Source organism: Candidatus Diapherotrites archaeon, assembly GCA_016205145.1.
Taxonomy (GTDB): domain Archaea; phylum Iainarchaeota; class Iainarchaeia; order Iainarchaeales; family JACQJH01; genus JACQJH01.
The window spans coordinates 435063-460781 of the sequence record JACQJH010000001.1 but is presented as its reverse complement, the minus strand read 5'-3'; the positions used below and the strand labels follow the sequence as shown (position 1 = coordinate 460781).

Genomic DNA, 25719 nt, shown 5'->3' with positions numbered 1-25719 from the left:
GAGCCTTCACCCATAAAATTCATAAAAAAGACCGGATGCAAAAAAACACAACTATGCAAATATTCCTGCTGAAACCATAAATAGGCATTGCTGAAACCTTTTGTTCCGGGCCGGCATACAACCCGCAGGACATTCAACCCCAAATCCTCAATCACCGCTTTTGAAATTGCCCGAAGACTTTAATGCCAAGGAACAGAACTGCGAGACCAAGCGCCACCACAAACAAGACCTGCGTAAGCAGGCCAAGGCCGCCGGTTGACGCATTATAGCCCATCATTCCAGGATAATTTGCGGTTCCGCCGCCGTATCCCATAAGCCCATAAGTGGAATAGGCATTGCCAGAACCCATCATCCCGCCATAGTTGCCGTACATCATGCCACCCATCATCCCATAGCCGCCCATTACGCCATAATACGGGCTGTTTGCGTTCAACCCAGAACCTAAGCCTGCACAGTAGAACCTGTAAGCCATGGCAATGTGCGCCCGTTTCAGGCTATCCGAGCCCTCGCCGCCCATCATCGATTCCACATATTCGTGGGCTTCGCCGGGATGGATCTGCTCCATCACATAATCGCCGATCAGTTCAAGCTGTTCGCTGCTCAGGCTGCCGCAGGACGCATTCCTGTCGATCAGCGCCTTCGCCTGCGCAAAATCATCCGAACCCTGCGCCATTGCAACAGGCAACGCGATTAAACCCGCCAATACAACCAATGCCAGCAAACCCGATTTTTCCACCATTGCAAACCACCCCAAAAAAAATTGTTGCCAGCCCAAATGACGCTCAGAAAAATGATGCCCAGAAAACAGATATATCAAATTTAGATATATAAATATTTAAACGTTTTCCCAGATAAATCCGCCTGACCGCAATGAAAGAAATCAGGATCACAAACATGGCCAAATTCTATTGCATGCTTCTTCTGTGCGACGGCCCCAGGCACGGCTACGAGCTCATAAAGGAGATAAGCGAAAGGCTCGAAAGCAGGGTTTCACCCGGCCAGATCTACCCTTTCCTCGCAAAACTTGAAAAGGCAAAATACATCCGGGTCAAATCAGAGGGCGCGAGGGAAAAAAAGGTTTACGCTCTGACGCCGGAAGGCAAGGCGTTCTGCAAGTCGATGCTGCACAGGTTCGGCGGCCTCATAGACCTTGCCGTGGAACCGAAGCTTTCGCAGTGCGCGCACTGCGCCTGCATGGTCTATGAAGGCGGCCACACGGAAAAAATAAACGGAAAAACCCTGAAATTCTGCTGCAGGCACTGCGCGCGGACTTTCAAGGGCGGCGGCGCGCACTGACCGGAAGCCTTTGCCGGTTGCCTGATTGGCCTAACGAACCAGTTTTTTCCAGAAAAAATGCTCGTAAAGGCCCGCCCACGCCATTCCAAAGGAAAGCGCGAACAGCAGCTCCTCAAAAGGGACGCCGAAAACAAGAATGCCGCTGATGGCCGAAAAATTCCACGCGTTCGGCACAAAATCCGGGAATGCCACGCTCAAAAACAGGAAGAAAAAGAAATAGATGAGCAAAAATACTGTTCCTCCGGTTAAGACCGGTTTCTTCAAATCCGGCCTGCACACGACAGTCGCCATTGCGCCGGCAAACAGCGCAATTATTGAAACATATATCGGGTTCAGGCCGGAAAAAAGGTACAGGGGCACGAAAACGATTGCGGGAGAGGCGAGCGCGATTTTGTGGAACCTGTGCCGTTTAGAACGCATTTCATTCATGGACATTTCACTGTGCCTCGATTTCACCAGGATTTCGTAGATGACCGCCGCTATTCCCCCGGCGGCAAAGCAGAAGACTATGCTTTCAATGTCAAAGCCCGTTGTGGCGGCAAGGTTGAACAGCGAAGGCGGAGTCCAGTATTCGGGCACAAAAAGCGGTTCCGTCAGACCCAAAGGCGCGGTGAAAAGGCTGACCAAAAGCATTTCCCTGCGCAAAGCGGGCCTGAAAAGCCATATGGCCAGCCACAACAACAGCAGGGCGGCCGAGCCGAAAAGCCAGGGGTTCAAAGGAAACGCCATTCCAAGCACCGCAACAGATTGTATGTAAATGCAAGCAGATTAATTAATTTTCATGCCGTGCCGGCCTGCGGCGCCATTGCATCCCCCGCATTTCAGCGCGCCATAAATAAGCCAACCCAAAATCGCAATCGACACGACTCCAAACAGCGGCCTCAACGGCTCCACGAACGCCATTATCGTCGCGCCGCCGAGCAAAGCCACGAGAAGAGCATTGCAAATCGGGCAGCTGAACGCAAGAAAGCCCAGCGCGCCCCCGCCGATTTCTTTTGCGCCGAGGCCGCGCCCCGACCTGAAATACAGTTTCAGCGAAATCAATGCCGCAAGCATTATCGAGGTTGAGGCGAGAAAAAAATAGTCCAACCATGCCGCGGCAACCATCCTCTTGTAGTGAATGAATGGGTTGGGCACGAGGGCCGTGGGCGTTCCCATGATTATGAAAAGCAGAATTGAAAGCCCCGCCCCAACCAACAGGAATTTTATTTTTTTGTCCACTTGCCACCATTTTCGCATTTTATGCCACGGAATGAATCCGCAACGCAGTTATTAAAACCGGTTCCGGGCAGCCGCTCATATTACGTTTACCGTCGTGTGCATTCCGCTTTCCATGTGTTCCGGGACATGGCAGTGCAGCATCCATTTTCCGGGATTCGAGACATCCACAAGAATGTCCGCCGTGGAACCCGACGGGACCAGAACCGTGTCCTTCCACGCCAGGTTTTCGCTTTCCACCCCGTCACTGCTTATGGCCAGGAACCTTTGGCCGTGCAAATGGATCGGGTGCTGCATGGGGTGCGCGGAATCCGGGTCGTTGAAAATCCTCAACTTGATTTTGTCGCCTTTTTTCCACTCATAGCTTATGCCCTCGTTCTTTTTCCCGGTTTTCACGTCAATGAACTGCCATTCCATTATCCTGCTGTTCATGGCCAGGTTCATTTGCGGCATTTCGTCCTCCCACTCGATGCCGCCGGTTCCCTGAGCCATCGCCATGCTGCCATGACTCATGCCCATCAGGTCCACGCCGATTCTTATTTCATGGTCCGCGGGCTTGTCAAAATACCGCCTCATGCCGGAAATGCTGTCAGCAACCCGGGAATTTTCCATTGTTTCAAAAAACTCCTTGGAATAATCCTCTTCCGCCTGCCGGCCCGACACGGCTATTTTGCCGAGAACCGTTTTTCCTTCAGGCGTCGAATTGAGGATGTTGTATGTTCCCTCCCCGTCAAACAGCACTTCCACAACGTACCTTTCCGACGGCGCCACCACAACCGAGTCCGCGAAAAATTCTTTTTCATACTTTCCGCTGTCCGCGCCGACAACCTTCAACTTCAATCCCCCGAAAACCAAGTTGAATGTCCTTGCGTTCGCGGCATTCGTGACGAAAAACCTCACAGTTTCGCCTTTCAGCGCGGCCATTTCAAATTTGTCACTGCCGTTGACCAGCATCACGTTCCCGAACCTTCCCATCAGGGAATGCGTCGCAAAATCGGCGGAGAACGCGGCAATGCCATTGCCTTCCATCAGAATGTCGTCAAGCGCAAGCGTCATTTCGCGGTTGACCTTGTTGTAAGAGCCTTCATCGGACGGCTCGACGATGATGTTGCCGTAAAGCCCGAGCTCCTGCTGGTAGTCCTCTCTCATGTGCGGATGATACCAGTATATGCCCTCGTCCGGAAACTCCAGCGGGTAGACAAACTTTTCCCCGGGCTTGACCGGCTTTTGCGTCACGCCCGGAACGCCGTCAAAATCGTTTTTTACTCTCACGCCGTGCCAGTGCACAGTCGTTTCGGAGTCAAGGCCGTTTATGAATTCCACTTCCAGAGAGCTTCCCTGTTTCACTCTTATCGTGGGTCCCGGAATCTGGCCGTTGTATGCAAGCATCCTGACTTCCGTGCCGGCAACGGTTTTTTTGACGGCCGACGCTGACAGGGTTATTTTTCCGCCGTCTTTCGCATCATAAACCGCGGTTCCGCCTGCCGCGGAAAGCCCGGCAACTGAATCAGAGTAACCGGCGTTTGCACCCGCACCGCCATTTGCGGCGGCTTCCTGACCGGCGAATTTTTCGCACCCCGGCATTTGCGGCATGGACTTGCAGTGCTCCATCATGGCCCTGTCGCCGGCGGACAATTCACCGGAAGGGAATGCCGCGCCCGTTTGCCCGGCCGCGCTTCCGGCCGGCCGCGTCTCTGAACGCATTCCGGAATTTCCGGATGTGCCAATGTAAAACGCCGCCCCAAACACGATTACGGCCACCAAAGCCAAGCCAATGACAGTCCTGCCATCAAATCCCGCCATGATTAATCCCGCCCTCCTGCGTTTTTAATGGATGCGCAGCGGCATTTATATTAGTTTTTCCAAATCAGGCTAAATACACCCGGCGGATTCAGATTCCGAAAACCGTCCAGCCGGGATGCATTGCTTTTTGCATTGCAATGTATGCGACTGCGAGCACGAGAAGCCAGAAGGCGTTTTCCAGCCAGCCGCGGTGCTTTCCTAAGTCTAATGGCATGACTGCCCCTCTTTTTTCGCGCCAATAGCCGCCATTGCAATGTGCGAGCCGATGCACAAAGCGAGGGCCAGGGCATAAACCCAGAAACCCGTGTAACCCAAAAGCTGCAACGCGATTATCAGCAGCACCGGCAAGAGGCAGCAGATTGCCATCTGCGCGAGATGGTTGCGCTTTGCGCTTTCGATTATTTTTGCAATCACGTTTTCATCCCTCCCATCAGGATTCCCTTTTTTCGTTTCCCCGGCCATGCTTCTCTTTGAAGGCAATGAACGCCAGGCCGGCCAAAATCAGCGCAACCGCGCCCGCCAATGCAACCGGCGGTGCCCACGAAAAATACTTCGAGGCAAAATCCGCCACTCCTGCAAGCATCACGTTCGTGGAAACCTGGAAGCCGGAATTTTGTGCAAGCTGCCCGGTCATGAAAAAGTAAATCGTCAGCAAGCCCATTCCGATGAACATCAACGCTGCAACCATTTCGGATGCAAGCAGGCTGATTTTTTCTCCGCCGAAGCCGTATTCGACGGTCCTGTTGAGCAGCCGGATTTTTTCAAGGGCATCCGACTTGTCAAGCGCGAAGGCAATTACGAACAACGGAATCGTCATGCCAAGCACGTAAGCCAGCGAGTAGACTCCGCCCCAGAAAACCGAACCCGGCATTATCGAAAGCGCCAGCACTCCGGCAAGCACGGGCGCACAGCAAAGCGTCGCTATGCCGGAGAACACGCCGAGCGCGAAAACCGAAACCGCACCAGTAACTTTTGGAGACGGGCGCGGTGCAAATGGCATTGAAAAGTGCTTTCCCAAAAGCATCGAGGCGCCAAGCACTATGAGGAAAACGCTTCCGCCGACGAAAATGACGTCGTGAAACTGCCTGAACGCTTCGCCGAGCGCCGCGAAGCCGAGGCCGAGCGGCAGGAAAACCGCGAGCAGGCCCAGGAAGAAAACGAAAGTCATGAGGAAAACCGTGCGCATCTGCCTGAAAACCGAGCCGAGGTAGGCGGGCAAGAGCACGGTAATGCAGCACGGCGCGAACAATGCCGCGACTCCCGCCACAAAAGCGGTTATTATTGACGCGCCTAAAAGCAGTTCGCCCACGCCACCACCAAAAACAATCCAGCCGTCAAACCAGCTTTGCTATTTCAGCGGCAAGCAGGTCGTTCCTCACGCCCATCTGCGGGTCGTCGAAAATGAACTTTATTTTGCCGTCCTTTCCGATGATATAATATGTGTGCCCCGGCATCATGCCGCCATGCATCGAAGACGGCATGTTCAGCGCCCCGTAACTTGACGAAACAACCTTTGAAGTGTCGAAGAGCAGGCCCGACTGCGAAAAGCCGGGCACGTGAGCCGTGATTTTCTCCCAGTCCGAAGTGTTGTCAACCACCACGGAGAAAGACGCCACGTTTTCGTTGTTAAGCCTTTCATCCGTTGCCAGAGCCTTTATCTGGTTCCAGCACGAAGGATAGCACATTCCGCCCTCGTTGAAAAAAAGTATGACAGCCCTGCCCTTGAAATCGCTCAGCTTCACGCTGTTTCCGGCAATGTCCTTCAACTCAAAACCCGGCGCCACAGCACCGACAGTATTGCCCGTCGCGGTTGCGGACACCTGTCCAGTCGAGCCGGGGCGAAGGAAAAACAGCAGTCCTGCTACAACAGCCAAGGCCAAAACCACAGTCAATGCGGTTTTTCCAAAACCCAGCTTTTTGCCGCCGGCACTGGTTTTGAATTCCGCTTGCTGGCCAGCCGAACCAGACTTATGGGAACCGGACTTGTGCCCTTCCCCGCAACAACCCTGCATTTCCGTCTCCTCCGCAAAAACATTGCCTGAATCAGGCTCTGATGCAAACAATGCGGCTGAAACCATAGATAACCGTTGTTGAAACCATGTGGAAAAAGCGGAACAGCCCCTGAGCGCCAAAAAAAAGCCAAACAATCAAAAGTGCGGCCAGTCAGTGTTTTGCTGAAACAGGGCACTTCTTGTCGGAGTAGTCGCAGATGACGCAACAGGATTTTTTTGCCGCGATGATTTTATGGCATGCCACGCATTCGTGAAAGGCAAGGCACCTGCCGGTTGGAACCGCTATTTCCGATTTTGCGCCGCATTCCGGGCAGGTGAACAACGCGGTTTGTTTCACTTTATTCATGTCACAACGCCTATTCAAAACGAATTTCTATCACGTCGCCGTCCTTTGGCACAAAATTCTGGAACTCAGTGTTTGCGGAACCGTTGACCTTCATTGAAACCTTTCCCGCCTTGCCCGTGTTTTCGCAGGTGTCGCCGTTCCTTTTGCCCCAGATTCCGGTTGAAGAAAACTTTATGCCGATGCCGTCAAAAAACCTTTCCAGGGTTATCTGCTCCGGCCCGGAAACGCTGCCTTCGATGTGGATGAGCCTGTCCTCATGCGTGTGCAGCAAAGGATTTGTTTCAGGCGGCGTCGGAATCAACTTTTCCCCGCCGCACAAAAAAATGCGGGGCGTGGCGTGCCAGTGCACGTTCACCAACGGAAAGGAAATGCCGCGCGTGTCCAGTTTGGGCCTGTTGGCATTTGCCTGCAACGCAAAAAAGGCGATTGCCGCGACAACCGCGATTGCAAGGATTGCCATGCCCGCGTTTTTCAGGAAATTTTCCTTCCGCTTTTTTTCGCCAAGGGTCCTTTCGCTTTCAAGCCGTTCCGTTTTTTTCAGCTGTTTCCTTTCGTGTTTTGTCAGGCCCATGCGCATTCCCCCGAACTGCTAGCAGACTCCGCAGATGCTTTTCGAATTCCAGTAAATGCTCAACATGAGGACCGCGATTCCCAATGCCCACACTTCAAAGCCCCTGAAAGGCAGCAGCGCAAACAATCCCGCGAAACCGAAAAATGCCACAAGCGAAAGCGTGCAGGCCGTGCAGCCCGCGGCAAACAGCCCGAAAAACCCGCCCAGAATGCCGCTCGCGCCCGCCTTTTTGTCCAAGCCCGAATGCCTGATGCGATAGGCGAAAAGCGAAACGTTCACGCCGATTAGCAATGACACGACGGCGAAGGAAAAAAAAGTTTCAGTCGTGTTGTTTAGCAGGCTTCCCTGCGCTAATCCGGAAAGGACCGTGATTTTGTTTGACAGCGGAAAGTTTCCAAGCACGAAACCCGAAAGCAGGCGCCAGTTGACAAGAAAGTTTACACCCAAAAAAAGAGCCATGGCAAGAAAAATGGCAAGAAGCGAATATTTGGGCCGGGAAAACACAATGCGGAAAGCTCTGGAAAGATGCGCGGTTTTCGCGTTCATGGAATCAAAAAAATCCAATTGCACCAGCCCGCAAAAAAATGAAAAGAAAGAAAGTGGGGTATTTGGGTTTCAGCCCAAATACCCGTCTACGACCGCCTTGAATGTCGCGAAAGGCTGCGCCCCAACGACAATCTGGCCCTTGCCGTCCGTCGGTCCGATGACAAAGCTCGGCGTGCCGTTTATGCCGATGGAAAAGCCTTCGGTGTAGCTTGCCTTCACATCGCTTGCATACTTGCTGCTGTCAACGCACGAATTGAACTTTGTTGCGTCGATTCCGGAAATCTTCGCGACGGCATCCTTGACGTCCTGCGCAGAAAACTGCACGGTTCCCCCGCTGGGATCCTTTGCCTGCTGCATGTCAAAGATTGCGTCATGCGCTTCCCAGAACTTTCCCTGCTCCGCGCCGCACCTTGCCGCGTTCGCGGCCATTGAAGCCGAAGGATGGAAGTCCAAAGGCAGATCCTTGAAAACAAGCTTTGCCTTGCCGGTCTTCACGTAATTGTCTATCAGCTGCTGGTGCGTTTCAGTGTAATGGCGCCTGCAGAACGGGCACTGGAAATCGGAATATTCCACGATTGTAACCGGCGCATTGTCCTCGCCCATGACTCCGGCTGCATTGCCTGAAACCGTTTTCAGCGAAATTTCGGGCGCCGCCGGCTCAGGAGAAGGCGCAGCCTGCGCGGGCGAAGGAACGTTTTGCTCTTGGGTTCCTGTTCCGCCTGCATTTGCCGGCGCAAGCGCCAGGCCTGAAAGCTTTGAAATTTCAGTTGTAATGGAATTGCCCACCATCAGGACAGATGCCGATAAAATCAGCGCCGAAATAAATATGCTTGCCGCGAGAACCAAGCTGTTTGGAATCTGCGCAGAAGATTTTGCGTCCATTTCCCCAAGTTTTGTCATCAAACTCCCCCTTTCCAAAAATTATTTTAAAGTTTTTAACAGATATTTTTGCAGAAACATTATTAAGGCAAACACAATTATTAAGGCAAGCGCAGCCCACGCCGCCGGAATAAAACTCCGGCCGGCCAATAAAAACTTTTACCCAAATCGCCAATCCGAAAAAAACCGTTCACTGCGGGCGGATTTTCGGCGGCTTTTTCAAAAAATCCTCCAGCAGCAAAACAAGCTCTTCGATGTCCTGCAATGAAGCGATGCCGAAAACAGTGTGCATGTTCCTTACCGGAACGCCGACAACGGTTGCAGGAACGCCCTCGCGTGAAAGAGAAATGCTCAACGCATCGGTAGTGCCGCCGCTCATCACCGCAAGCTGCAATGATGCCTTCCTCCGCTTTGCTATTGCGATAAGCGCGTCATTGATGGACTTGCTTGCAATCATGTCCGAATCCTTGACTATGAGCACAGGGCCATTGCCCAGAATCTTTGTCGGCCGGTCTTCAAGCACGTCATTCGAATTCGTCACGTCAACCGCTATGCCGATGTCGGGGTCGACCGAGAACGCGCTTGTCCTGCTGCCATACAACCCAACCTCTTCCTGCACAGTGAAAACAAAATCTATTTCTTCCGGCGTTTTCCTCAGGCGCCTTGCAAGCTCGATGAGCACAAAACAGCCGACCCGGTCGTCCAGGGCCTTGCCGCAGACAAGCCTGCCGCCTGCAAGAAAAACATTGTCCTGCACAAGGGAAACCGTGCTTCCAACGGTTACGCCGGCGCGCTTCACTGCAGCCAGGTCGAGGCCGGTGTCGACAAACATGTTTTTCAGCTCCGAATCGGAATTGTCCGATTCAACCCAGTTGGAAATCGCCTTGGTTGAAATCACGCCAGGCAACAGGCCTTTGCCGGATTGCACGAGGACGCGCTGGCCAAGAAGGGTTTTCGAAGCCATTGAACCAATTTCGGAAAGGAACAGGCTGCCGGTATGGTCGATGCTCTTCACCATCAAGCCGATCTCATCCATGTGCGCGGCAAGCATTATCTTCGGCTTCCTGCCTTTCTGCGTCGCGACAAGGTTGCCGAGCCTGTCGACCTTGATCGAATCGACGTGCGGCCGGATCTTTTTGATTATGAAATCGCGCACGCTTTTCTCGCTGCCCGAAACCCCGAAAAGGTTCATCAGTTCAAGAAGCAACTCCAAATCGGCCTTTGCCCCGGATTTCGGCTTGGCTCGATTCGTTACCTTGGCGGGCATATACGATCACCAAAAAAGCTGGCAAAAAAAGAAACGGTTGCAGCCTATAAAAGCTTTTCTGGCAACTCGTTCCGGCGGAGCGGCAAAAAATTGTCGGTTTTAAAAAATCTAACTTTCACCTTTTTATCGTCTGCTTCAGCAAAAAAAACAATGCAGGCGCGCCTGTGGTGTAATGGTAGCATCTGACCTTCCCACGCCGGTTTCGTCCGGCGGGTTCGAAACCAAGGCGTATTGCTTTTGCAATACGCCGAGTAAACCCCAGCAAAAATTCCTGCTGTAAAGGACGACATTCCGTGCGGAACAAGGTCATGACCCGGGTTCGAATCCCGGCGGGCGCAAAACCCGTTGCGCAAGCAACGGGTTGTTCCGTGAGTTTTGATAAAACTTTTCCCAAAAGTTTTCCAGGCTGGCAAATAACTATTTTTTTGCCGCTGCCAAGGCACCTGCTTTCTGCAGTTCCTCGAGCTTTTGGTACGGCCCGAACAACAGGATTTGCGGAAAGGAAATTCTGATGCGGATTGTGGCAAAATAGAGGTTGACTGTGTTGTATTCGAGCGAATGGTTTTCCTGCAAGAGCATGAGCAGGTTCGGCAGTGACTGGTCTTCGAGCACTATGTTTTTGCCCTGCACTTTCGGCTGGAAGGCCTGCTTCACTGTTTCAAAAAAGGATTCGTTGAGGCATTCCACAGTGAAAGTGTTGCCTTCGGTCTGCGATGGAACCGATTTTATGAGTTCGAGGGCCTGAGAAGCCCATTCGAACTGCCTTGCGTCGTAGAAGTTGAGTTCCTGCAATGCAGTTATCTGGTTTTTGAGGACGCCGTCAAGATAGGAGAACTGCTTTATGCGCCGGTCAAGGCCTTCGCTCAGCTCGTTGAGGTCGGACAAATAGAAGTCCGTGCTGCCCTTTGCGGCTTTCAGCAGGTCGGAGTCGGCCTTCGCCCTTGCAATGAGAGTTGAAAGCTGGCTGACAATTTCGTCGATGTGGTTGAGGCTGTCCTTCTGCTTTATGGAAGTGTTGAGCTTGAGCAACAGCTTGTTTTTCATTTCCGAGTGGATTAGTGTGTTTCCCTTGTCCGTGACAAAAATCGCGTTATCCTTTTTCTGGATAAGACCGACAGCTGAAAGGTCCTTCAAGGCGCGGCTCAATGCGGCGCGCGCGGAATTCATGCTCGCATAGTTCTGGGAAAGCTTGTTGAGCAGTGAGACCTGGTCGATGCCGTTATGCTGCTTGATGATTAACAAAATCGAATTATGCGCGGCCATGTTAAGCTATTAGGCTGAGGCGGTATAAAAAACCAGCGGCAACTTGACCAGAGAAAGGGAAAAAAAACTTCAAGAAGCCCCCAACATATACATAAATGCATTGCCGCTCTACCGCCCACCCTGCGAAAAAAAGCCAAAGCAAAGCAGTTATAGTAAAATAACCCATAAATTGTAATAGTGGCTTTATGAAAAACGTAATTCGGACCAAAAAATCCGCCATCGAAAAATCGTTGGCTGGAAGCTTGGCAAGGAAAAAATCCTATTCGAAAGCAGAATTGCTGAACGGCCTCAGGGATGAAGAATAGCATTTAAAAAAGCCGGAAGCCCTTAAGTCAGCTCGACTTTTTTCATGCGCTTGGGCACGACATGGTAGTGCTTTGAGCCGCAGACAGAGCATTCGGCGACAAAGGTGGGCTTCTTGTTCTGCTTCTTGACAACGGCCGTAAACTGGTATTTTCCCTTGTAGCCCTTTTTCTTCTGGATGTTTTTCCTCTGGCCTTCGGACATGGCCCTTGCCTTGCCCGACTTGAAAATCTTGAGCTTATGCTCGGTGTGCTGGTTGCACTTCCTGCAGTAAGTCCTTATGACCTTTGGAATGTTCATGAAAAATGCCTTAAAAAAATGCTTTTTTTGCGAAGATTTTTTGCCAGGAGAAGGCAAAAAACAGTTACAAAATATGGCAGTGGATGGTTTAAAACTCTATTGGTGGCTTCCGGAACCGGGCGAAAAGACATTAAAGATAATTCCCATTCAACTACTAAAACACCAAAACAAAAAAAAGCATTTCAAGGCGATTGTGTGGAATTGAAACCAGCGCATTTTTTGTGGCCGGTTTGCGTGGCGCTCGCGGCCCTTGCATTGGCGGGATGCGTGCAGACGCAAAGCTCTGAGCCATACCACGTCCACGCCGACTTCAAGGTTTTCATTGACGGGGCGCAGGTCGACTTCAACAGGGCGCAGTTCATGAGCACCGGCGCAATGCCGCTTTCACCCATTGCGCACCTCCACGACTTCAACCCGAACGTCATTCATTTCCACGGCCCGGATGCAACACTCGCGGATTTTTTCACGGGCATCGGAATGGGCTTCAACGAAAACTGCTTCAATGACGGCCTTGCCGAACACTGCAATGGCAACGGCGGAAAGCTGCGGATGTTCGTGAACGGCGTTCCGAACAGCGGATTCGGAAGCTATAAGCCAAAGGATTTGGACAGGATTCTCATAAGCTTCGGCGAAAACCCGCCAAGCCGGGAAATGCTGGACAGCGTTTCAAATGAGTCCTGCATTTATTCGGAAAAATGCCCGGCCCCGGAAGGATTCATTGTGCCGGACGAGTCCTGCGCCGGCCAGGAAGTCTGCGCTCCGGCATAACCATGCCGGGCTTCGCACCGGCAAACAGCAAACAGCAAGGCAAACCAATAAACTTAATATATTCAAACCGACCATTATCTTGTGAAAACCGATGTTCAAGTCCTTAGCCAAACCAATCGCATTGGTGGCTTCAAAGCCATTGCTGGTTTTTCCTGCGCTTGCCGTGGCGCTCGCCAATTTCGTTTCATTGTCCCTGACCGGGCCGGCGATCGGCGACCTTGTTTTCGGCGTTCTCGCGCAAAACGCCGCGCCTGAAACCGGCCTGTTGCAGCAGCCGTTCCATTTCATTTCAATTTACGGCTACAATCTCGGAATTCTGGGCATACAGCTCGCGTTTTCATTTGTTCTGGCATTCTGGTTAACCGCATTCTACGCGCATTTCGCAAAAAACCTTGAAGGCGGGCAGGAGTCCTCCTCCGCGTTCGTGTATGCCAACAAAAGCATCGGAAAGGGACTGGCCATCGCGGTTTTTTTCGCGTCGGTCGCCGCAATAGGCTTTTTTGCGTACTGGCTCGTGCAGTTTGTTTCGGCGCAGTCAGCTTTTTTCGGCGGAATCGCAGTCATAGTGCTTCTCCTTGCCGCGGCGTACATTGCAATAAAGCTTTCAATGCTCCTGACAATCATTGCAGCCGATGATTTGAGCCTCAAGGAGGGCCTGAAAAAAACCTGGGAGTTCTCAGGAAAGCATCTTTTAGGAATAATCGTTTTGCTGCTCGCGGCGGGCGCGTTCTCGGCACTGCTTTCAAACATTGGCGCTTTCATTGCGACGCAGTATTTCAGCCGGAATGAAATCCTTTCAGCCGCGGCCGAAACCGTTTTTGCGCTGGCCGCAACGGCATATTATTTTCTTGTCCTGCCGGTTTATTACATCCGGAAAGAGCATGGCGGTTTCGAGTGAAAAGGGAATGCTGCGGGTGTCCTGAATGATAAAACTGTCCCATATGAGGCTCAAGAACTTCAAGTCGTTCAGGAAAGCCGAAATGCCGATTGCCGACGGATTCACGGTCATTGCCGGCAGCAATGGCAGCGGAAAAAGCAACCTGCTTGACGCGCTCATGTTCGGCTTCGGCATAACCTCGCTTAAAATGCTGCGCGCAAGCCGGCTCACTGACCTGGTCAACTATTCGTCGAACGAAGGCTATGCGAAATGCGACATAGTGTTAAGGGAAAAGGAGAATGACAAAAAGTTTGAAATCAGCAGGATGGTCGACAAGCAGGGAAAAAGCGTTTACAGGCTTGACAGCGAAAAAAAGACTCTCAACGAAATTTCCTCTCTGCTGGGCGAGCTGGGCATAAAGCCGGCCGGCCACAACATCGTCGTGCAGGGCGACATAACCAGGATAATGGAAATGTCCTCGCAGCAGAGGCGCGAAATAATCGACGAGGTCGCGGGCTTAAGCGAATTCGATGAAAAAAAAGAGGAAGCCCTGAAAGAGCTTGAAAAAGTCGACTCGCGCATAAAAGAAGCGGGGATTGTCCTCAAGGAAAGGGAAAAATACCTGGAAGAGCTTGACGCCGAAAGGAAGGCGGCAATGGAATTCGGCAGCCTTGAAAGCGAAAAAAAGCAGGCCAAGGCTACAATCATTTTCGGCGAACTTGAAAGGGTTTTGAAGGCTAAAACCGAGAACGACGCGAAAATCCTCAGGGCGCGTTCTGAGAAATCGGAAATCGAGGCGAAAATCTCGGAACTCGCGCAGGAACTCTCCGGCCTGGCAGCAGAGGAAAAGGCGCTTGAAGAAGCACTGCTGAAGGCGAGCGAAAAAACGTATTCGGAAATCGGGGTAAAGCTCGAGGAAAAAAAGGCGAAAAAAGGCGTTTTGGAGGAAAAAGTGAGGGGCAAATCGCAGGCAATGCAGCGCAACGAAAGCGAGATTGAAAGGCTTGAAAAAAAGGCCTCCGCACTGCTGGAAGAACGCAGGACGCTGGAAGAGGAAACGCAAAAAATCGAGTCGGCTCTGCCGAAACTCAGGCAGCAGGCCGCCGAACTCAAAAACGAGAAGGCCGCATTAGACAAAAAAATTTCTGAAAAGGAATCCTCGAGAAAACAGCTTGAAAGGGAAAAAAAGGAAATCGATGCAAGGCTCGCGGAAGGGCTTGAAAACCTGCACAAATGCGAAATCGATCTGGAAAGGGAAAAAAAGTGGCTTGAAAGCGTGCGGGAAAAGCTTGAAGCCGAAAAGGCGCGCGCCGAGGGCGCGGAAAAAAAAGCCGGGCACAAACGCGCGTTCAAGGCAAGGCTTTCGGACATTTTGAGGCAGACCCCCGACCCGGAGGAAGCGCTTGAAAGCAATTTTGCCGGCCAGAAAAAATCGATTGAAAAATTGAAACAGCTTGAAGCCGCGGCAAGGCAGGCGGAAAAAGCGGTTCTCGAACTCAAAAAGGACATTTCAAGCTGCCCGGTCTGCGAAAAGCCGCTTGAACTGGAGCGCAAAAAAATTCTCTTGGAAAAAAGGCTTTCCGAAAAAAAGCTGGCCGAACAGGAAATGGAAAAGGAAAAAGCCTTGCTCGAACAGGCCGAAAAGTCAAGGCAGCGGCTCAGACAGGTTTTGGACGAGGTTGCAGGGCACAGGGAAAAAGTTTTCGGCCTCGAAGAGCTTGAAGCCGAACTGTCGGCCGCGACTAAAAACATTGAAGCGCTCAATTCAACGCTCTCTGGAAAAAGCCTCGCCGAAAAAGAGGCAAGAATGCACGGGCATGCAAGAAACCTTGACGGGCACAGGAAGGCAATGCACCAAAAGCAGGCTGAAATCGACGCGTTTTTTTCAGAGACAAGCTATTCCAAAGCCGGGGAGCTTGCATCAAGAATAGCCCAGCTTGAAAGGCAGGTAAGCCTTGACGAGCAGAAACAGTCAGGCATCCAAAACGAAAGGCTTGCCAGGCTCGACTCGGAAAGGAAAGGCGTCCTTGAGGAAATTTCCGCAAAACGCTCTGAAAATTCTTCAGCCGAAGAACAGGTTTCAGCGGAAGGTAAAAGCATCGGCATTCTGCAATCCGAAATCTCGGACCTGCAGGACAGCCTGAAAAAGGCGCAGAAGGAAAGCGAGGGCATGGCGGAAAAAAGGAAACGCGTTTCCGAAAAAGCCGGGTCATTTGCCGAGCGCATTGAAACGCACAGGCAGAGGATAAAAAAAACCGAGCAGGTTGAAAACCAGGTCATCATTGAAAACAGCAGGCTTGAAGTAAGGGAAAACGACCTCAAAGAGGAATCCAAACTGTTCGAGGGAACAAAGCCGCTTGAAAGGTTCGACCTGGAAGAGCTCAAGAGAAGGGTTCCCGAAATAGAAAAGCGCATCCAAAAGCTCGGCGCAATAAACATGCGCGCCGTCGCCTCGTTCGAGGAACTCAAAAAAGAGGTTTCCGACATAACCGAAAAATCCGGAAAACTCGAACAGGAAAGGCTCGCGGTATTGGACATGATAGGCAAAATCGAGGTCAAAAGGACAAACGTTTTCATGGACTGCTTCAGCGCAATCAACAAGAACTTCAACAGGCTGTTCTACTCGTTTTTCAGCGGCGCAGGCAACCTCTCTTTAAGCAACCCGGAAAACCCGCTTGAAGCCGGCCTCATAATCCAGGCAAAGCACAAGGAAGCATTGCAGAACATTGATTCCATGAGCGGCGGGGAAAAAAGCCTTACAGCGCTCGCATTCCTGTTCGCAATCCAGCTGTACGAGCCCGCGCCATTCTATGTTTTCGACGAGGCCGATGCCGCGCTTGACGCCGAAAATTCCATCAAACTTGGCAGAATGATAAAGGAGATTAGCAAGACGTCGCAGTTTTTGGCAATCACACACAATGAGCAGCTCATAAAGCAGGCCGACCAGATAATCGGCGTAGCGTTGAACAAGGAAAAAAGCTCGGTCATAGGCATAAGGCTCAAGCAGGGCACTATAACGGAAGCGGCCGACACGCAGGACAAGGAAAACGAAAACGGCGGCGAAAGCGATTCAGGCAAAGGCGGAAAAGAATTTCACATAAAAGAGGCAGCCGAAGCATTCTGATTTTGCGGCAACAAAAAAAAATTATTTCCGCTTTTTATTTTTGCGCTTGGCTGCTTGGTTTTTGGATGCCACTGCCTTTTTTGTATTCTGCGGCCAGCGCTTTTTGGACGGCTTGCCGGCCGCGACAGAATCGAGGCTTGAGGACAGCTCGGCAATCCTGGCGCTTTTCTGTTTCAGGTTCCTTTCAAAGTCAGGCCTGACGACAAAGCCTTTCCTGTAATCGGCGCGCAACGAATGCACTGAGCCCTGCAAAGCGGAAAGCTCGGCGCGGATGTTTTCCAGTTCAACAGTGCGCCTTGATTCGGCCAGGAGCGCCTGCCCGGATGCAAGGATTTCGCGCTCGAATTTGAGGTGCATTTCCCAGTAATCCGGCTTGGAAATCTTTCCGGCCAAAAGCCGTTTGTCCAATTCCAACTGCATGCCTTTGAGCGCGTCAATGCGTTTTCTGTTGGCGGCGGCAGAGTCATGCAGCCGGGCGAAGGGGAAAAGCGCCGCCAACAGGATGGCAAGAATGAGCACGACCAGAATGACAAGCAAGGGCATCAGAAAGCCTGAAACATTAAGGCCGAATGGCAGAAACGGCTGCAATGGCTTTGAAGCAGGCGAAGCTGACGGCTCCGGAACAAACGCCGATTCCGAGAGGCCTGCATAATAACTGTCGGCTTCAACAGTGAGGCCGTAAAGGTTGTCCGCCAGGTAAACCAATGACAGGCCGGACTTCGCGTTATCAGACGCCTTGATCAGCTGGCCCTGCTGCCGGTAAAATTTGGCGGCGTCAAGATAGTATTTTGCGTGGTCGAAATAAAGCCTGGGCCAGGCAACGGAAACATTGCCGTCCAGCATCCTTTTTTCCAGCCGGCCGATTTTTTCGTCAAGCATTGGCAGCAACTCGTCCAGGCTTTTGCCCTCGGAATCATTGAAAGCGTCGACAAACGCGATTGCGGTTTTCGCGTCAAACAGCCCTGCAATGTACCAGCCGGAAGATTTTTCCAGGACAACGGTGTCATGCCTGCGCTGGATGTCCTCAAGCTCGCTGTCCGGCAATGAGGACATCTTTTTTTCCAGTTCCGCCAGGGCAGAGTCGAGGTCCTTCGAAAAACGGTCATCCAGCTTGACACGGTGATTTTCCTTGTCAGTCTTGGAATACAGGTCATCGGCAACGTTATACCATGCAACCGCAAACTCCAGATCGTTTATTTTCTGGAATGCCGCGGCATACTGGTCACTGCCTTCCCCGACAGTGACAACAATCGTTTCCGGGTTCAAAAGGTTCCGGACATTGTTTTCCGCGTAAGCGAGGCGCTGCATTGCGGAAACCTGCCATTCAACGCTGGAAACCGAAATCGACTGCCCGAGCTTGCGCTTAAGAGCCGCGATTTTTTCATTCAAATCCGAGACCTTCGACGAAAAAACCGTGGAATTGCCCGACAAAATGCCGGGATTCGCGGCCACGTCGTAAACAAGGGACGCGTTTATCTGCGCCAAAAACGCGAAATTCGCGGAACTGTAAAAATAGTTCTGTTCGAAGGAAATCTTGGCGCGGTCAACAAGCGTCTTGGAGGAATTCAGCGTTGAAAGCAGGACATCCAAAATGGCCGGGTCGGAAATCGTGGTGCCCGACAGCGCGGTCTGGGCCTCGCCGACCATGCGTTCGGCTTCCTTGATATAATCGGCGTTTATCTCCTTCATGAAAACAAGGTTATCGTTCGGCGGAAGGGCAATGGGCACGAATTCAGGCAAAGCCGGGGCGGAAGCGCCCGACGGAAGGTCCGCGGGATTTATGAATGCAAACTTCAATGCATCGTCGATGTTGGCCACTTCCACAACCTTCATGCCCCACTCTTTTTCCGCATACTCCGTCAGGTCAATGGACTTCACGCCGTCAGGCAGCTTCACAATCTGCTGGGCCTCGCCCTGCGGCACCATGAAAAGCTTTATGCCAATCTGCGAGGCCTTGCGCGACTTTTCAAAGACCCCGCCGACCGGACCGATGCTGCCATCCGAATTGATCGTGCCGGTGAGGCCGACAAAAGCCGGCACCTTCTTGTCCTGCAGAGAGGAAATCACAAGCAAAGCCATTGCCGCGCCCGCGGACGGGCCTTCCACAAGAGAAGCCGAACTGTTGATGTCAAACTTGTAGTCAAAACCGCCAACGTTCTTGTAATAGTTTTTCGCCAGCTCTACGGCAATCCTTTCCGTTGTCTGCGTTGAAGTGCCGACAAGCGTGCGCACCGAACTCCAGACCATGCCGTTGCCCGGCTCGATGCGCAGAATAAGGTCTGCATCAATCGCCTTGCCGTCGTCCATGACCGCAAAAATGTTCATGGAAGAATCTGGAATTACGGCAAAAGCGCCCGCAAACAACGACAGCAGAAAAAATGCGAGCAAAATTCTTGAAAAAAATTTTTGCATGAGAAGAATAAGGCTTGAACGGGTTTAAAATCTTTTTCCAAAAAGCCGGTTTCGTCCGGCTCGCCGTCACGTCCGGCGGGTACGAACCAAGGCTTATTGCTTCGCAATAAGCCGAGTAAGCATTGCGTGTTTCAGGGGTTTGCAAGGGGTGCAACCCCTGCGTTTTATCCGGCTGGTTCGACGGCAGGCACACCGCTACGCGCTGTACCCATCTGCTTTTCTCTCCCAATTAATAAAAAAAGCACGGCAAGGCAACTTGCCGATGGTTAGGCAGAATGGAAGAAGAAAAAATGAAAAGTGGAAGGTTTCAGCCGAACAATCCGGCAAGGCCTTCCGCAGCCTCTTCGATGGACTTCTGCTCTTCCTTCTTCTCTTCCTTCTTGTGTGCGCTTGCAGCATCCGCCGGCGCAGCCGCCTGTGCGGGGGCCGCAACAGCAACAGCCGCCTTGGAAATCGCTTCGTCTATGTTGACTTCCTTGAGCGACGCAACCAAAGCCTTGACCCTTGAAGAGTCGGCTTCGACGTGCGCTGCCTTCAGGACGCCTGCAACAGAGTCCTCAGAGATTTCCTTTTTAGCCGAATGCAAAAGCATTGCAGCATAGACGTACTCCATAATTTCACCTCAAACATGTTTCAATTTTTTTCTCATTTAAAGAAAAATAATTCAGGCCGAAACTCAGGCCTTGCTCCCGTCCGCACTCCTTGGTTCTGCAACGCCTTCTTCCGCCTTGCCCGCTTCCTGCAAAGCAGCCTCTTCGGGCACCAAAGCCGCAAGGGCTTTCGCCTGCCTGTCGGCCTTTGCCAGGAGCAGGTCAACTGTCGCAGAATTCATGATGTTTGCTTCCAATGAAACCGCTTTAGAGTCATTGAAGGCCTTCTGCACAAGCAGTTCGGTTGTCGCCTTGGTCGGATAAGCGGCGTTGACCGCAAGGTTGAACGCCTTCCTGTGCGCATCAACAAAGTTTGCGAAAACCTTTTCGGTGTCAATGTCCAAAACCTTTGCGGTGAAAACCTCGCCGTTTTCAAGCACTGCCGCAATGTTCAAGCCAACCCTGATGGGCTTGATGTCAAGCTTTGCGAGAACGCTTGAAACCGCCTTTGAAACAGGCTCGCCTTTCCTGGTGACAACCTTGTCTTCAGGCAAAAAGATTGTTGCGCCCTGCGGCCTGGGATTCAGGCCAGCCGCTTTCAGGTCGCTCAAAGCCGGACCCGGCGGCAGGCCGGTGTCGCCTGCCGGAATGACAATGTCTTCGGGCGCGAGCAGGCCGGGCTTTGCGCCGATCCTGCCCTTGTTCTTTTTGACAAAAGCGAACAATTCAAACGGGTTCATCTGCGTGAAAATAACCGCAACCGAGTTGTTGGTGTGCGCGTCAAGCTTTGACCCGATTTTTGATTCGGAGAGGGCACGCCTGATAACCTTTGTCTTTGAAACCTTGACAACCGCCTTTCCGTGAAGCTTTTTCCTCAGAATCTGGAACAGGCTGGCCGGAAAATTCGCCAAATCAGCTATGGCTATGACGGGATACTGGCCCGCGAGCTTCCTGATTTCCTCGACTTCCTTTTTCTTCCAGGACGAAACGTGGCGGGTCATTCAACCTCACCGACCTTCACCGGAGCGCCCATAGTGGGCTTGAATATGACCGACTTGATGCTCTGCGTTTTCCTCGGCACGGCATTGACAACGGCATTGTAAAGCGCGACCGCATTGTCGGCCAAATCGTTGTCGGACATGTTTTCCTTGCCGATGACTGCCTGCACGCATGCAAGGGTTTTGCCCTTCTTGTTCGACACCTTTGTGGCGGCGCTTGAAGACTTGACTATTTCCAGGACCTGATGAACATTTAGCGGGACCGGCCTCGGCATTTTTCCCTTGGGCGCCAGAACCTGACCGCAAAACTTTCCGACAGTCAAAGCGACTGGTCCCTCTGCAAGCAAAAGGTCGAATTCTTCGGCGAGCGCGGCAACATCCTTCTTTGAAAGCTTTTCAATCTCGTTTTCCATTATGATGCGGTCGACCTTGCCCTTCAATTCGAAGGCAAAGGTCTTGTCCCTGATAAAAATAAGCGACTTGCCCGAACCCATGCCGGTGGCGTGCGGCAGTTCGACGCGCAGGTCAATCTGGTGCTCGTTCTTTTTCATGTTAAGGTTCTTGAAAATGACGACCATTTCAACGGTCTGCACGAACTTGCGCTGCTTAGAGGCATCGCGCATTGCCTTGAGTGCTTGAACAACTGCACCTTGCTTCATTCAAATCTAACCTCCCATGCGCAGAGCGACATGGTATAACGGTTGAACAATCAGAGACTGCCCAACGCAATCAAATAATACCAAATCATTTCAATGAAAAGTATTTAAACCAAACCCCCGGCCAAAACCGCCAAAAAAAACCGGCAAACAAACGCAGAAATATATTCGCCGAAGCACTAAAAATACTGCATGGCAAGAAGAGGCGGAAATGGGCGAAACAGCGGGCGCAAGCAGGGGCCGGGCGGAAGCCAAAGAACCGGCGGAGGCAGGAAAAAACCCACGCAACCATCGCCACAGCCGCAGCCAGCGCCGCAAGCACAACCAGCACCGGCAGAAACCGTGATGGGCCTCCGCGAAAGAATGGCCGCAGCATGGCACAGGGCAGGCCAAACGGCAAGAGAGGAAACACGGCCCGACCTTTCAATGCGGCGCGTGCGCGAAATGCCACAAAGCGAAAAAACCGGCCGAACCCGCCGCGGCGTGATAGCCGGAATGCTCGCAACAGCAGGGGCAATATTTCTTAGACCGAAAATACCTTTTTTGGCTGATGCCGAGCGCAGGGCGGACGTGTCAATGCTTTTCGGCCCGCACATCCGGGCACACGATGCCCGGCCCATAATCGACAAAATCCGCACGGCAAGGGCGGAAGGCAGGCCGTACCACGTTTTTCTTATGGAATCCCCCTACCTCAAGAAAGCCGACATGCAAAGGTTTATCGCCGATATGAATGCGGAAACCGCCAACATCAGATCGGCCCTTGAAACGCTTCGAAACAGGGGCCTGCCAGAAAAGGAGGCGGAAGACTACGTCAGGAACCATTACAGGTCGTCCCCCGATTTTTCCAATTTTGGGGAATTCGCATCCGAGCTGTTGCTGGAATTGGCACGCGAGGGCATAAGAATAATGCCGGTCGAATATTACGATGCAACGGATCTTGAACGCATTTCGCGGGCTGAAGAGGAATCGAATGCGATTTTGCAGGGCCTGAAGAAACGCCTGCAAGCCGGAGAGAGCCTTGCCGGCCTGCAAAAAGCATTTGAAAAGGAATTTTACATTTCCCGCGAAAGCGACGCCATAAGGGAAAACAGGATAAGGGAAAACCTGCAGGGCGGCGTGTTCGGGGAAGCAAAACGCTTTTTTCCGGAACTCGAAAACGAGCCCCAGATTAGGGCCATAGGCTATCTGGGATTGGGGCACAGGCAAATTTCAATGGATTTCGACAATGCCGACAGGCGCGTGCGGTACGGCGAAGATTCAGCCCCGGATAATCTAAGCGTCAAACGCTATGCCGCACGCCTGGGCCTGGGCGGCATAAAAACAAGGAAAAGCCTTGAACAATATTCTAGAAGGCTCGTGCTCGGCGACTTTTTTGACAACTTTTCCGAAATTGCCCAGGGATACGGGCCAAAAGGCACGGAAATCGCGCAAAGGGGCTTCAACCGGGCAATAAGAATGGGGCAAGCCGAATTCAATGAACTCAGCAGGCGCACGCAAAGCTTAAACGGCCTGGAACAAAAAGTCCGCGGAGTAATAAGCTATCTAATAGGGGAAAACATGGATGAGGCAATAAAAAGGCTTTCAGCCGAACACTGAATCTAAATTGCCCGCGTCGAATTCCCTCTGCACGTCCTTGGCTTTCTTGCCGTCAATCGAAACGCCCATGGAATTGCACGTTCCAATGACCTCGCGCGCCGCGGATTTCATGGAATAGGATGTCAGGCCGTCAAGCTTCATTTCCGCTATTTTTTTGACCTGGTCCATTGTCAGATTTCCGACGTTTTCAAGCTTTGGGTTGGCGGCTCCCTTCTGCAGGCTGATTTCCTTTTTGACCAGCGCGCTCATAGGCGGGCTTCCGACCTCGATTTCAAAGCTTTTCGTGGAAGAATCGACTATTACCTTGACCGGAACCTTCATGCCGGCATAGGCCTTTGTCTTCTCGTTGATCTGGCTGACAACCTCGCCGATGTTAACTCCAAGAGGCCCCAAAGCCGGGCCCAACGGAGCGGACGCTGTCGCTTTTCCGCCTTCAACCAAAACACCTATTTCCGGCATAAAACAAACCACCCTCAAAAAACGTTAAAAACCAAATGCCATGCTCCGCACGCCAATCCGGCAATGCTTATTCCTTGATTATGCGGATGTTCTCCGCTTTTGTAGTAATCGGCATCTTGACGACGCCTTCAAGCAGTTCAACCGTGACCTCTTCCTTTGTCTCGTTGACCCTCAAAACAACCGCCTTTTCGCCTTTCAGCGGCCCGGAAACAAGCTCGACCTTCATGCCCGCGGTTATGGCCTGCATAAGCGGCTTTGCTTCAAGCAACGAGGAAAGCTCCTCGATGTTGACGGCGCCCTTGACTATGCCCGAACCCTTGATGTGCGGAGTTCCCGTTATTCCGCGCCTGACAGTGACTTCGTTGTCGGCCTCAATCAGGATATAGCCTTTCAGGCCCGGAATGACGCTGATGGAATAAATGTTCAACTCCTCTTTGTGGATTTTGCTGCTCAAAATGTCGACGACAAGGCTTTCCTGCCCGACTGTTGTCCTAACCGGAAAAATCACCCAATCACCACAAAACCAATCAAAAAACACTGCCGGCGAAACCGCCTAAAACCGTTTTCTACAATTATCAATAAGGAACAAATACTAACAACAACCCAGCAAACGCTTAAAAAGCTTTTTTTTGCTGTTGCAAAAAAAACCTTGGAAAAATGGCGAAACGCAAAAAGCTTTTTTTTGCCCTTGCAAAAAAAACCTTGGAAAAAAAGCGAAACGCAAAAAGCTTTTTTTGCCTTCACAAAAAAAACCAAGAATGGGGGGAGGGTCAGGAGTTCCCTACGCCGTCACGCCCGGCGGGTGCGACTTGTGGTGTCTCCGCTTTGCTTCGACACCACGCATTATTGCTTACTCGGCCTATTGCAATGCAATAGGCTTTAGTTTCGGACCCGGCGGACGAAACCGCCGCCCTCCGCGGTTCGGAGTCACTTGCCGAGACCTGAAAGCGTGAAAATCAGCAGGACAATGAAGCCGATTATGCCTATGACTATTATGCCCAGGGCCGTTACCTTCGCCATGACCGAGAATTCCTGCGCGTCAGGCTTCTTCGAAATCATGAAAACCCTGCGCGCGTCGGAAACAAACTTTTTGACCTTGTCAATCATGAAAACACCCGCTCAAACCACAAACACAATCAAAAGAAAAAAATAAAAGCTGGCGCCTTGCCTGCAAAAGCCCAAAACGCCAACAAAATCTTATGTAAATTCGATTCCCAAATCCAGTTCGCCTTTTTCGGACATTCCGCCGTCAAGGTATGGAAAGCGCCCGCCGGCAATGACTACCATTGCCTGGATTTTGCCTTTCGGAACCTCGTCGTCGACCATTGCGCCCCAGATTATGTGCGCTTTCGGGGAAATGCGCGTTGAAACCGTTTCAACGACCATTTCGGCTTCGCGCAGGGTCATGTCGCTTCCGCCTATGACATTGATGAGCGCGCGGTTCGCGTCACTGATGTCAACGTCCAAAAGCGGGGAAGTCAATGCATTCTCGACTGCTTCCAGTGCCCTTGTTTCGGATGCGTCCGAGGACTTGCTTTCACCCAAGCCGATCATTGCCGCGCCGCCCTTTGAAAGGATTGTGCGCAGGTCCGCAAAGTCGAGGTTTATGAGGCCGGGCTTTGTGACCATTTCGGTTATGCCTTTGACGGCATTGGTGAGGACTTCGTCCGCTACCTTGAATGCCGCGTTGACCGGCAAATCCGGCGCGATTTCAAGTATCTTGTCGTTCGGAATGACAATGACGGTGTCCGCGCTCCTCCGCAGGTTTCCTATGCCAAGCATGGCATTTTCGCTGCGCTTCCGCCCTTCAACGGTGAAAGGCAAAGTCACAACGCCAATTGTCAGCGCCTTCATTTCCTTTGCGATTTCCGCTACAACAGGCGCGGAGCCCGTGCCGGTTCCTCCACCCATTCCGCAGGTTATGAAAATCAGGTCGCTGCCCTTCAGCGCGTCTTTCAGTTCGCCGAGGCTTTCTTTTGCCGCGGCTTCGCCCACGCTCGGATCGGAGCCGGCGCCCAAACCGCGCGTCAGCTGTTTTCCGATCAGGATTTTCTTGTCGGTGCTCACCTTCAACAGGTCCTGCGCGTCGGTGTTGACGGCAAGAGTCGAGCCTCCGACAATGCCGACTTCGAACATTCTCTGCAGAGTGTTGCAGCCCGCTCCACCGCAGCCCACGACAACGATTTTCGCCTGCGAAGATTTCAGCAGCTTTTCGATGCTTTCGTCGTCCTTCGAAGCCTGCTTCGGCCTGCCCTGTTTCTGCAGCTCTTCGGCTTTTGCCCTCTTAATCGCCTTTCTCAAAAGATCTTCCATCCAATCCCCTTCCCCTAAGCAAAGAAAAAAATTATTAACAAGAAACCTGTTGATTCTACTGTTATTAACTGCCCGATAAATGTTTTTAAAAAGAATTCTCTTGGAAAAACCGGAAAAAGTGA

General features: G+C 51.9%; 30 protein-coding genes and 1 tRNA gene. 8 read left to right on the top strand and 23 right to left on the bottom strand.

Annotation, left to right across the window (positions count from 1 at the left end):
* Positions 1-151: 151 nt before the first annotated feature.
* Complete coding sequence (locus HY394_02285; protein MBI4052844.1) at positions 152-739, bottom strand: hypothetical protein; 588 nt, start codon at positions 737-739, stop codon at positions 152-154.
* 131 nt (positions 740-870) lie between these two features.
* Here HY394_02285 and HY394_02280 point away from each other — a divergent pair, with 131 nt between their 5' ends.
* Entirely contained in the window at positions 871-1296 is a 426-nt protein-coding gene (locus HY394_02280) for a PadR family transcriptional regulator (GenBank protein MBI4052843.1), read from the top strand.
* Positions 1297-1326: 30 nt separating this feature from the next.
* Here the strand turns inward: HY394_02280 and HY394_02275 are convergent, their stop codons facing one another.
* The 12 genes from HY394_02275 to HY394_02220 form a co-directional block, all read right to left on the bottom strand.
* Entirely contained in the window at positions 1327-2025 is a 699-nt protein-coding gene (locus tag HY394_02275; protein ID MBI4052842.1) for a hypothetical protein, read from the bottom strand.
* Between the two features lie 39 nt (positions 2026-2064).
* Positions 2065-2517 (bottom strand): hypothetical protein, encoded by a 453-nt coding sequence (locus HY394_02270; protein MBI4052841.1) that lies wholly within the window; start codon positions 2515-2517, stop codon positions 2065-2067.
* A gap of 75 nt (positions 2518-2592) precedes the next feature.
* Positions 2593-4317: a multicopper oxidase family protein gene (locus tag HY394_02265; GenBank protein ID MBI4052840.1), complete on the bottom strand. Its 1725-nt coding sequence runs from the start codon at positions 4315-4317 to the stop codon at positions 2593-2595.
* Positions 4318-4521: 204 nt separating this feature from the next.
* Complete coding sequence (locus HY394_02260; GenBank protein MBI4052839.1) at positions 4522-4779, bottom strand: hypothetical protein; 258 nt, start codon at positions 4777-4779, stop codon at positions 4522-4524.
* Complete coding sequence (locus HY394_02255) at positions 4748-5626, bottom strand: hypothetical protein (GenBank protein ID MBI4052838.1); 879 nt, start codon at positions 5624-5626, stop codon at positions 4748-4750. The genes HY394_02260 and HY394_02255 overlap by 32 nt, the downstream gene beginning before the upstream one ends.
* A 25-nt stretch (positions 5627-5651) precedes the next feature.
* A complete protein-coding gene (locus HY394_02250) occupies positions 5652-6395 on the bottom strand; it encodes a redoxin domain-containing protein (protein MBI4052837.1) in 744 nt (247 codons plus the stop codon).
* A gap of 85 nt (positions 6396-6480) precedes the next feature.
* Positions 6481-6675, bottom strand: a complete 195-nt coding sequence (locus HY394_02245; GenBank protein ID MBI4052836.1) for a hypothetical protein — start codon at positions 6673-6675, stop codon at positions 6481-6483.
* Positions 6676-6685: 10 nt separating this feature from the next.
* Complete coding sequence (locus HY394_02240; GenBank protein MBI4052835.1) at positions 6686-7246, bottom strand: hypothetical protein; 561 nt, start codon at positions 7244-7246, stop codon at positions 6686-6688.
* Between the two features lie 18 nt (positions 7247-7264).
* A complete protein-coding gene (locus HY394_02235; protein MBI4052834.1) occupies positions 7265-7810 on the bottom strand; it encodes a hypothetical protein in 546 nt (181 codons plus the stop codon).
* A 51-nt stretch (positions 7811-7861) separates the two neighbouring features.
* Positions 7862-8581 (bottom strand): DsbA family protein, encoded by a 720-nt coding sequence (locus HY394_02230; protein MBI4052833.1) that lies wholly within the window; start codon positions 8579-8581, stop codon positions 7862-7864.
* Entirely contained in the window at positions 8556-8846 is a 291-nt protein-coding gene (locus tag HY394_02225) for a hypothetical protein (protein MBI4052832.1), read from the bottom strand. The genes HY394_02230 and HY394_02225 overlap by 26 nt, the downstream gene beginning before the upstream one ends.
* 15 nt (positions 8847-8861) lie before the next feature.
* Positions 8862-9938: a M28 family peptidase gene (locus tag HY394_02220; protein ID MBI4052831.1), complete on the bottom strand. Its 1077-nt coding sequence runs from the start codon at positions 9936-9938 to the stop codon at positions 8862-8864.
* Between the two features lie 158 nt (positions 9939-10096).
* On the opposite strand from HY394_02220, the gene HY394_02215 reads away from it, so the two are divergent.
* Positions 10097-10276, top strand: a tRNA-Gly gene (locus HY394_02215).
* A gap of 79 nt (positions 10277-10355) precedes the next feature.
* On the opposite strand, the gene HY394_02210 is transcribed toward HY394_02215, so the two are convergent.
* Positions 10356-11180 carry a hypothetical protein gene (locus HY394_02210; GenBank protein MBI4052830.1) on the bottom strand — a complete coding sequence of 275 codons (825 nt, stop codon included), beginning with the start codon at positions 11178-11180 and terminating at the stop codon, positions 10356-10358.
* Positions 11181-11528: 348 nt separating this feature from the next.
* Positions 11529-11804 carry a 50S ribosomal protein L44e gene (locus HY394_02205; protein ID MBI4052829.1) on the bottom strand — a complete coding sequence of 92 codons (276 nt, stop codon included), beginning with the start codon at positions 11802-11804 and terminating at the stop codon, positions 11529-11531.
* A 40-nt stretch (positions 11805-11844) separates the two neighbouring features.
* Between HY394_02205 and HY394_02200 the strand changes: the two genes are divergently transcribed.
* The 4 genes from HY394_02200 to HY394_02185 all read left to right on the top strand — a co-directional run bounded on the left by HY394_02200 (position 11845) and on the right by HY394_02185 (position 16573).
* Positions 11845-12009: a hypothetical protein gene (locus HY394_02200; protein ID MBI4052828.1), complete on the top strand. Its 165-nt coding sequence runs from the start codon at positions 11845-11847 to the stop codon at positions 12007-12009.
* Positions 12000-12572 (top strand): hypothetical protein, encoded by a 573-nt coding sequence (locus HY394_02195; protein ID MBI4052827.1) that lies wholly within the window; start codon positions 12000-12002, stop codon positions 12570-12572. The genes HY394_02200 and HY394_02195 overlap by 10 nt, the downstream gene beginning before the upstream one ends.
* Before the next feature lie 91 nt (positions 12573-12663).
* The gene (locus HY394_02190; GenBank protein ID MBI4052826.1) at positions 12664-13470 is read left to right on the top strand and encodes a hypothetical protein; all 807 of its coding nucleotides are present in this window, start codon (positions 12664-12666) and stop codon (positions 13468-13470) included.
* A 25-nt stretch (positions 13471-13495) separates the two neighbouring features.
* Complete coding sequence (locus HY394_02185; GenBank protein MBI4052825.1) at positions 13496-16573, top strand: AAA family ATPase; 3078 nt, start codon at positions 13496-13498, stop codon at positions 16571-16573.
* 21 nt (positions 16574-16594) lie between these two features.
* Here the strand turns inward: HY394_02185 and HY394_02180 are convergent, their stop codons facing one another.
* From HY394_02180 to HY394_02165, 4 genes are all read right to left on the bottom strand, one after another.
* Entirely contained in the window at positions 16595-18985 is a 2391-nt protein-coding gene (locus HY394_02180; protein ID MBI4052824.1) for a hypothetical protein, read from the bottom strand.
* Positions 18986-19292: 307 nt separating this feature from the next.
* Positions 19293-19598, bottom strand: a complete 306-nt coding sequence (locus HY394_02175; protein MBI4052823.1) for a 50S ribosomal protein P1 — start codon at positions 19596-19598, stop codon at positions 19293-19295.
* 63 nt (positions 19599-19661) lie between these two features.
* Positions 19662-20576, bottom strand: a complete 915-nt coding sequence (locus tag HY394_02170; GenBank protein ID MBI4052822.1) for a 50S ribosomal protein L10 — start codon at positions 20574-20576, stop codon at positions 19662-19664.
* Entirely contained in the window at positions 20573-21232 is a 660-nt protein-coding gene (locus tag HY394_02165; protein MBI4052821.1) for a hypothetical protein, read from the bottom strand. Before HY394_02165 ends, HY394_02170 begins: the two co-directional genes overlap by 4 nt.
* Positions 21233-21673: 441 nt before the next feature.
* Here HY394_02165 and HY394_02160 point away from each other — a divergent pair, with 441 nt between their 5' ends.
* The gene (locus HY394_02160; protein MBI4052820.1) at positions 21674-22825 is read left to right on the top strand and encodes a hypothetical protein; all 1152 of its coding nucleotides are present in this window, start codon (positions 21674-21676) and stop codon (positions 22823-22825) included.
* Here HY394_02160 and HY394_02155 read toward each other — a convergent pair.
* Together HY394_02155 and HY394_02150 are read right to left on the bottom strand one after the other, a co-directional pair.
* Complete coding sequence (locus HY394_02155) at positions 22811-23284, bottom strand: 50S ribosomal protein L11 (GenBank protein ID MBI4052819.1); 474 nt, start codon at positions 23282-23284, stop codon at positions 22811-22813. The genes HY394_02160 and HY394_02155 overlap by 15 nt on opposite strands.
* 67 nt (positions 23285-23351) lie before the next feature.
* Complete coding sequence (locus HY394_02150) at positions 23352-23792, bottom strand: transcription elongation factor Spt5 (protein MBI4052818.1); 441 nt, start codon at positions 23790-23792, stop codon at positions 23352-23354.
* Between the two features lie 149 nt (positions 23793-23941).
* On the opposite strand from HY394_02150, the gene HY394_02145 reads away from it, so the two are divergent.
* Positions 23942-24160 carry a hypothetical protein gene (locus tag HY394_02145; GenBank protein MBI4052817.1) on the top strand — a complete coding sequence of 73 codons (219 nt, stop codon included), beginning with the start codon at positions 23942-23944 and terminating at the stop codon, positions 24158-24160.
* A gap of 51 nt (positions 24161-24211) precedes the next feature.
* Here HY394_02145 and HY394_02140 read toward each other — a convergent pair whose 3' ends face one another.
* Both HY394_02140 and ftsZ read right to left on the bottom strand, forming a co-directional pair.
* Positions 24212-24391, bottom strand: a complete 180-nt coding sequence (locus HY394_02140) for a protein translocase SEC61 complex subunit gamma (protein ID MBI4052816.1) — start codon at positions 24389-24391, stop codon at positions 24212-24214.
* Between the two features lie 90 nt (positions 24392-24481).
* Complete coding sequence (gene ftsZ / locus HY394_02135) at positions 24482-25597, bottom strand: cell division protein FtsZ (protein ID MBI4052815.1); 1116 nt, start codon at positions 25595-25597, stop codon at positions 24482-24484.
* Positions 25598-25719: the final 122 nt, after the last annotated feature.

What these genes read in the sequence shown, in the direction of transcription:
- HY394_02250 (MBI4052837.1), bottom strand. Translation starts at nt 6,395, where the DNA reads ATGGTTTCAGCCGCATTGTTTGCATCAGAGCCTGATTCAGGCAATGTT.
- HY394_02190 (MBI4052826.1), top strand. Translation starts at nt 12,664, where the DNA reads ATGTTCAAGTCCTTAGCCAAACCAATCGCATTGGTGGCTTCAAAGCCA.
- HY394_02275 (MBI4052842.1), bottom strand. Translation starts at nt 2,025, where the DNA reads ATGGCGTTTCCTTTGAACCCCTGGCTTTTCGGCTCGGCCGCCCTGCTG.
- HY394_02145 (MBI4052817.1), top strand. Translation starts at nt 23,942, where the DNA reads ATGGCGAAACGCAAAAAGCTTTTTTTTGCCCTTGCAAAAAAAACCTTG.
- HY394_02260 (MBI4052839.1), bottom strand. Translation starts at nt 4,779, where the DNA reads ATGGCCGGGGAAACGAAAAAAGGGAATCCTGATGGGAGGGATGAAAAC.
- HY394_02220 (MBI4052831.1), bottom strand. Translation starts at nt 9,938, where the DNA reads ATGCCCGCCAAGGTAACGAATCGAGCCAAGCCGAAATCCGGGGCAAAG.
- HY394_02155 (MBI4052819.1), bottom strand. Translation starts at nt 23,284, where the DNA reads ATGCCGGAAATAGGTGTTTTGGTTGAAGGCGGAAAAGCGACAGCGTCC.
- ftsZ (MBI4052815.1), bottom strand. Translation starts at nt 25,597, where the DNA reads ATGGAAGATCTTTTGAGAAAGGCGATTAAGAGGGCAAAAGCCGAAGAG.
- HY394_02245 (MBI4052836.1), bottom strand. Translation starts at nt 6,675, where the DNA reads ATGAATAAAGTGAAACAAACCGCGTTGTTCACCTGCCCGGAATGCGGC.
- HY394_02230 (MBI4052833.1), bottom strand. Translation starts at nt 8,581, where the DNA reads ATGGTGGGCAATTCCATTACAACTGAAATTTCAAAGCTTTCAGGCCTG.
- HY394_02160 (MBI4052820.1), top strand. Translation starts at nt 21,674, where the DNA reads ATGCCACAAAGCGAAAAAACCGGCCGAACCCGCCGCGGCGTGATAGCC.
- HY394_02165 (MBI4052821.1), bottom strand. Translation starts at nt 21,232, where the DNA reads ATGAAGCAAGGTGCAGTTGTTCAAGCACTCAAGGCAATGCGCGATGCC.
- HY394_02185 (MBI4052825.1), top strand. Translation starts at nt 13,496, where the DNA reads ATGATAAAACTGTCCCATATGAGGCTCAAGAACTTCAAGTCGTTCAGG.
- HY394_02285 (MBI4052844.1), bottom strand. Translation starts at nt 739, where the DNA reads ATGGTGGAAAAATCGGGTTTGCTGGCATTGGTTGTATTGGCGGGTTTA.
- HY394_02180 (MBI4052824.1), bottom strand. Translation starts at nt 18,985, where the DNA reads ATGCAAAAATTTTTTTCAAGAATTTTGCTCGCATTTTTTCTGCTGTCG.
- HY394_02175 (MBI4052823.1), bottom strand. Translation starts at nt 19,598, where the DNA reads ATGGAGTACGTCTATGCTGCAATGCTTTTGCATTCGGCTAAAAAGGAA.
- HY394_02140 (MBI4052816.1), bottom strand. Translation starts at nt 24,391, where the DNA reads ATGATTGACAAGGTCAAAAAGTTTGTTTCCGACGCGCGCAGGGTTTTC.
- HY394_02170 (MBI4052822.1), bottom strand. Translation starts at nt 20,576, where the DNA reads ATGACCCGCCACGTTTCGTCCTGGAAGAAAAAGGAAGTCGAGGAAATC.
- HY394_02240 (MBI4052835.1), bottom strand. Translation starts at nt 7,246, where the DNA reads ATGGGCCTGACAAAACACGAAAGGAAACAGCTGAAAAAAACGGAACGG.
- HY394_02280 (MBI4052843.1), top strand. Translation starts at nt 871, where the DNA reads ATGAAAGAAATCAGGATCACAAACATGGCCAAATTCTATTGCATGCTT.
- HY394_02205 (MBI4052829.1), bottom strand. Translation starts at nt 11,804, where the DNA reads ATGAACATTCCAAAGGTCATAAGGACTTACTGCAGGAAGTGCAACCAG.
- HY394_02265 (MBI4052840.1), bottom strand. Translation starts at nt 4,317, where the DNA reads ATGGCGGGATTTGATGGCAGGACTGTCATTGGCTTGGCTTTGGTGGCC.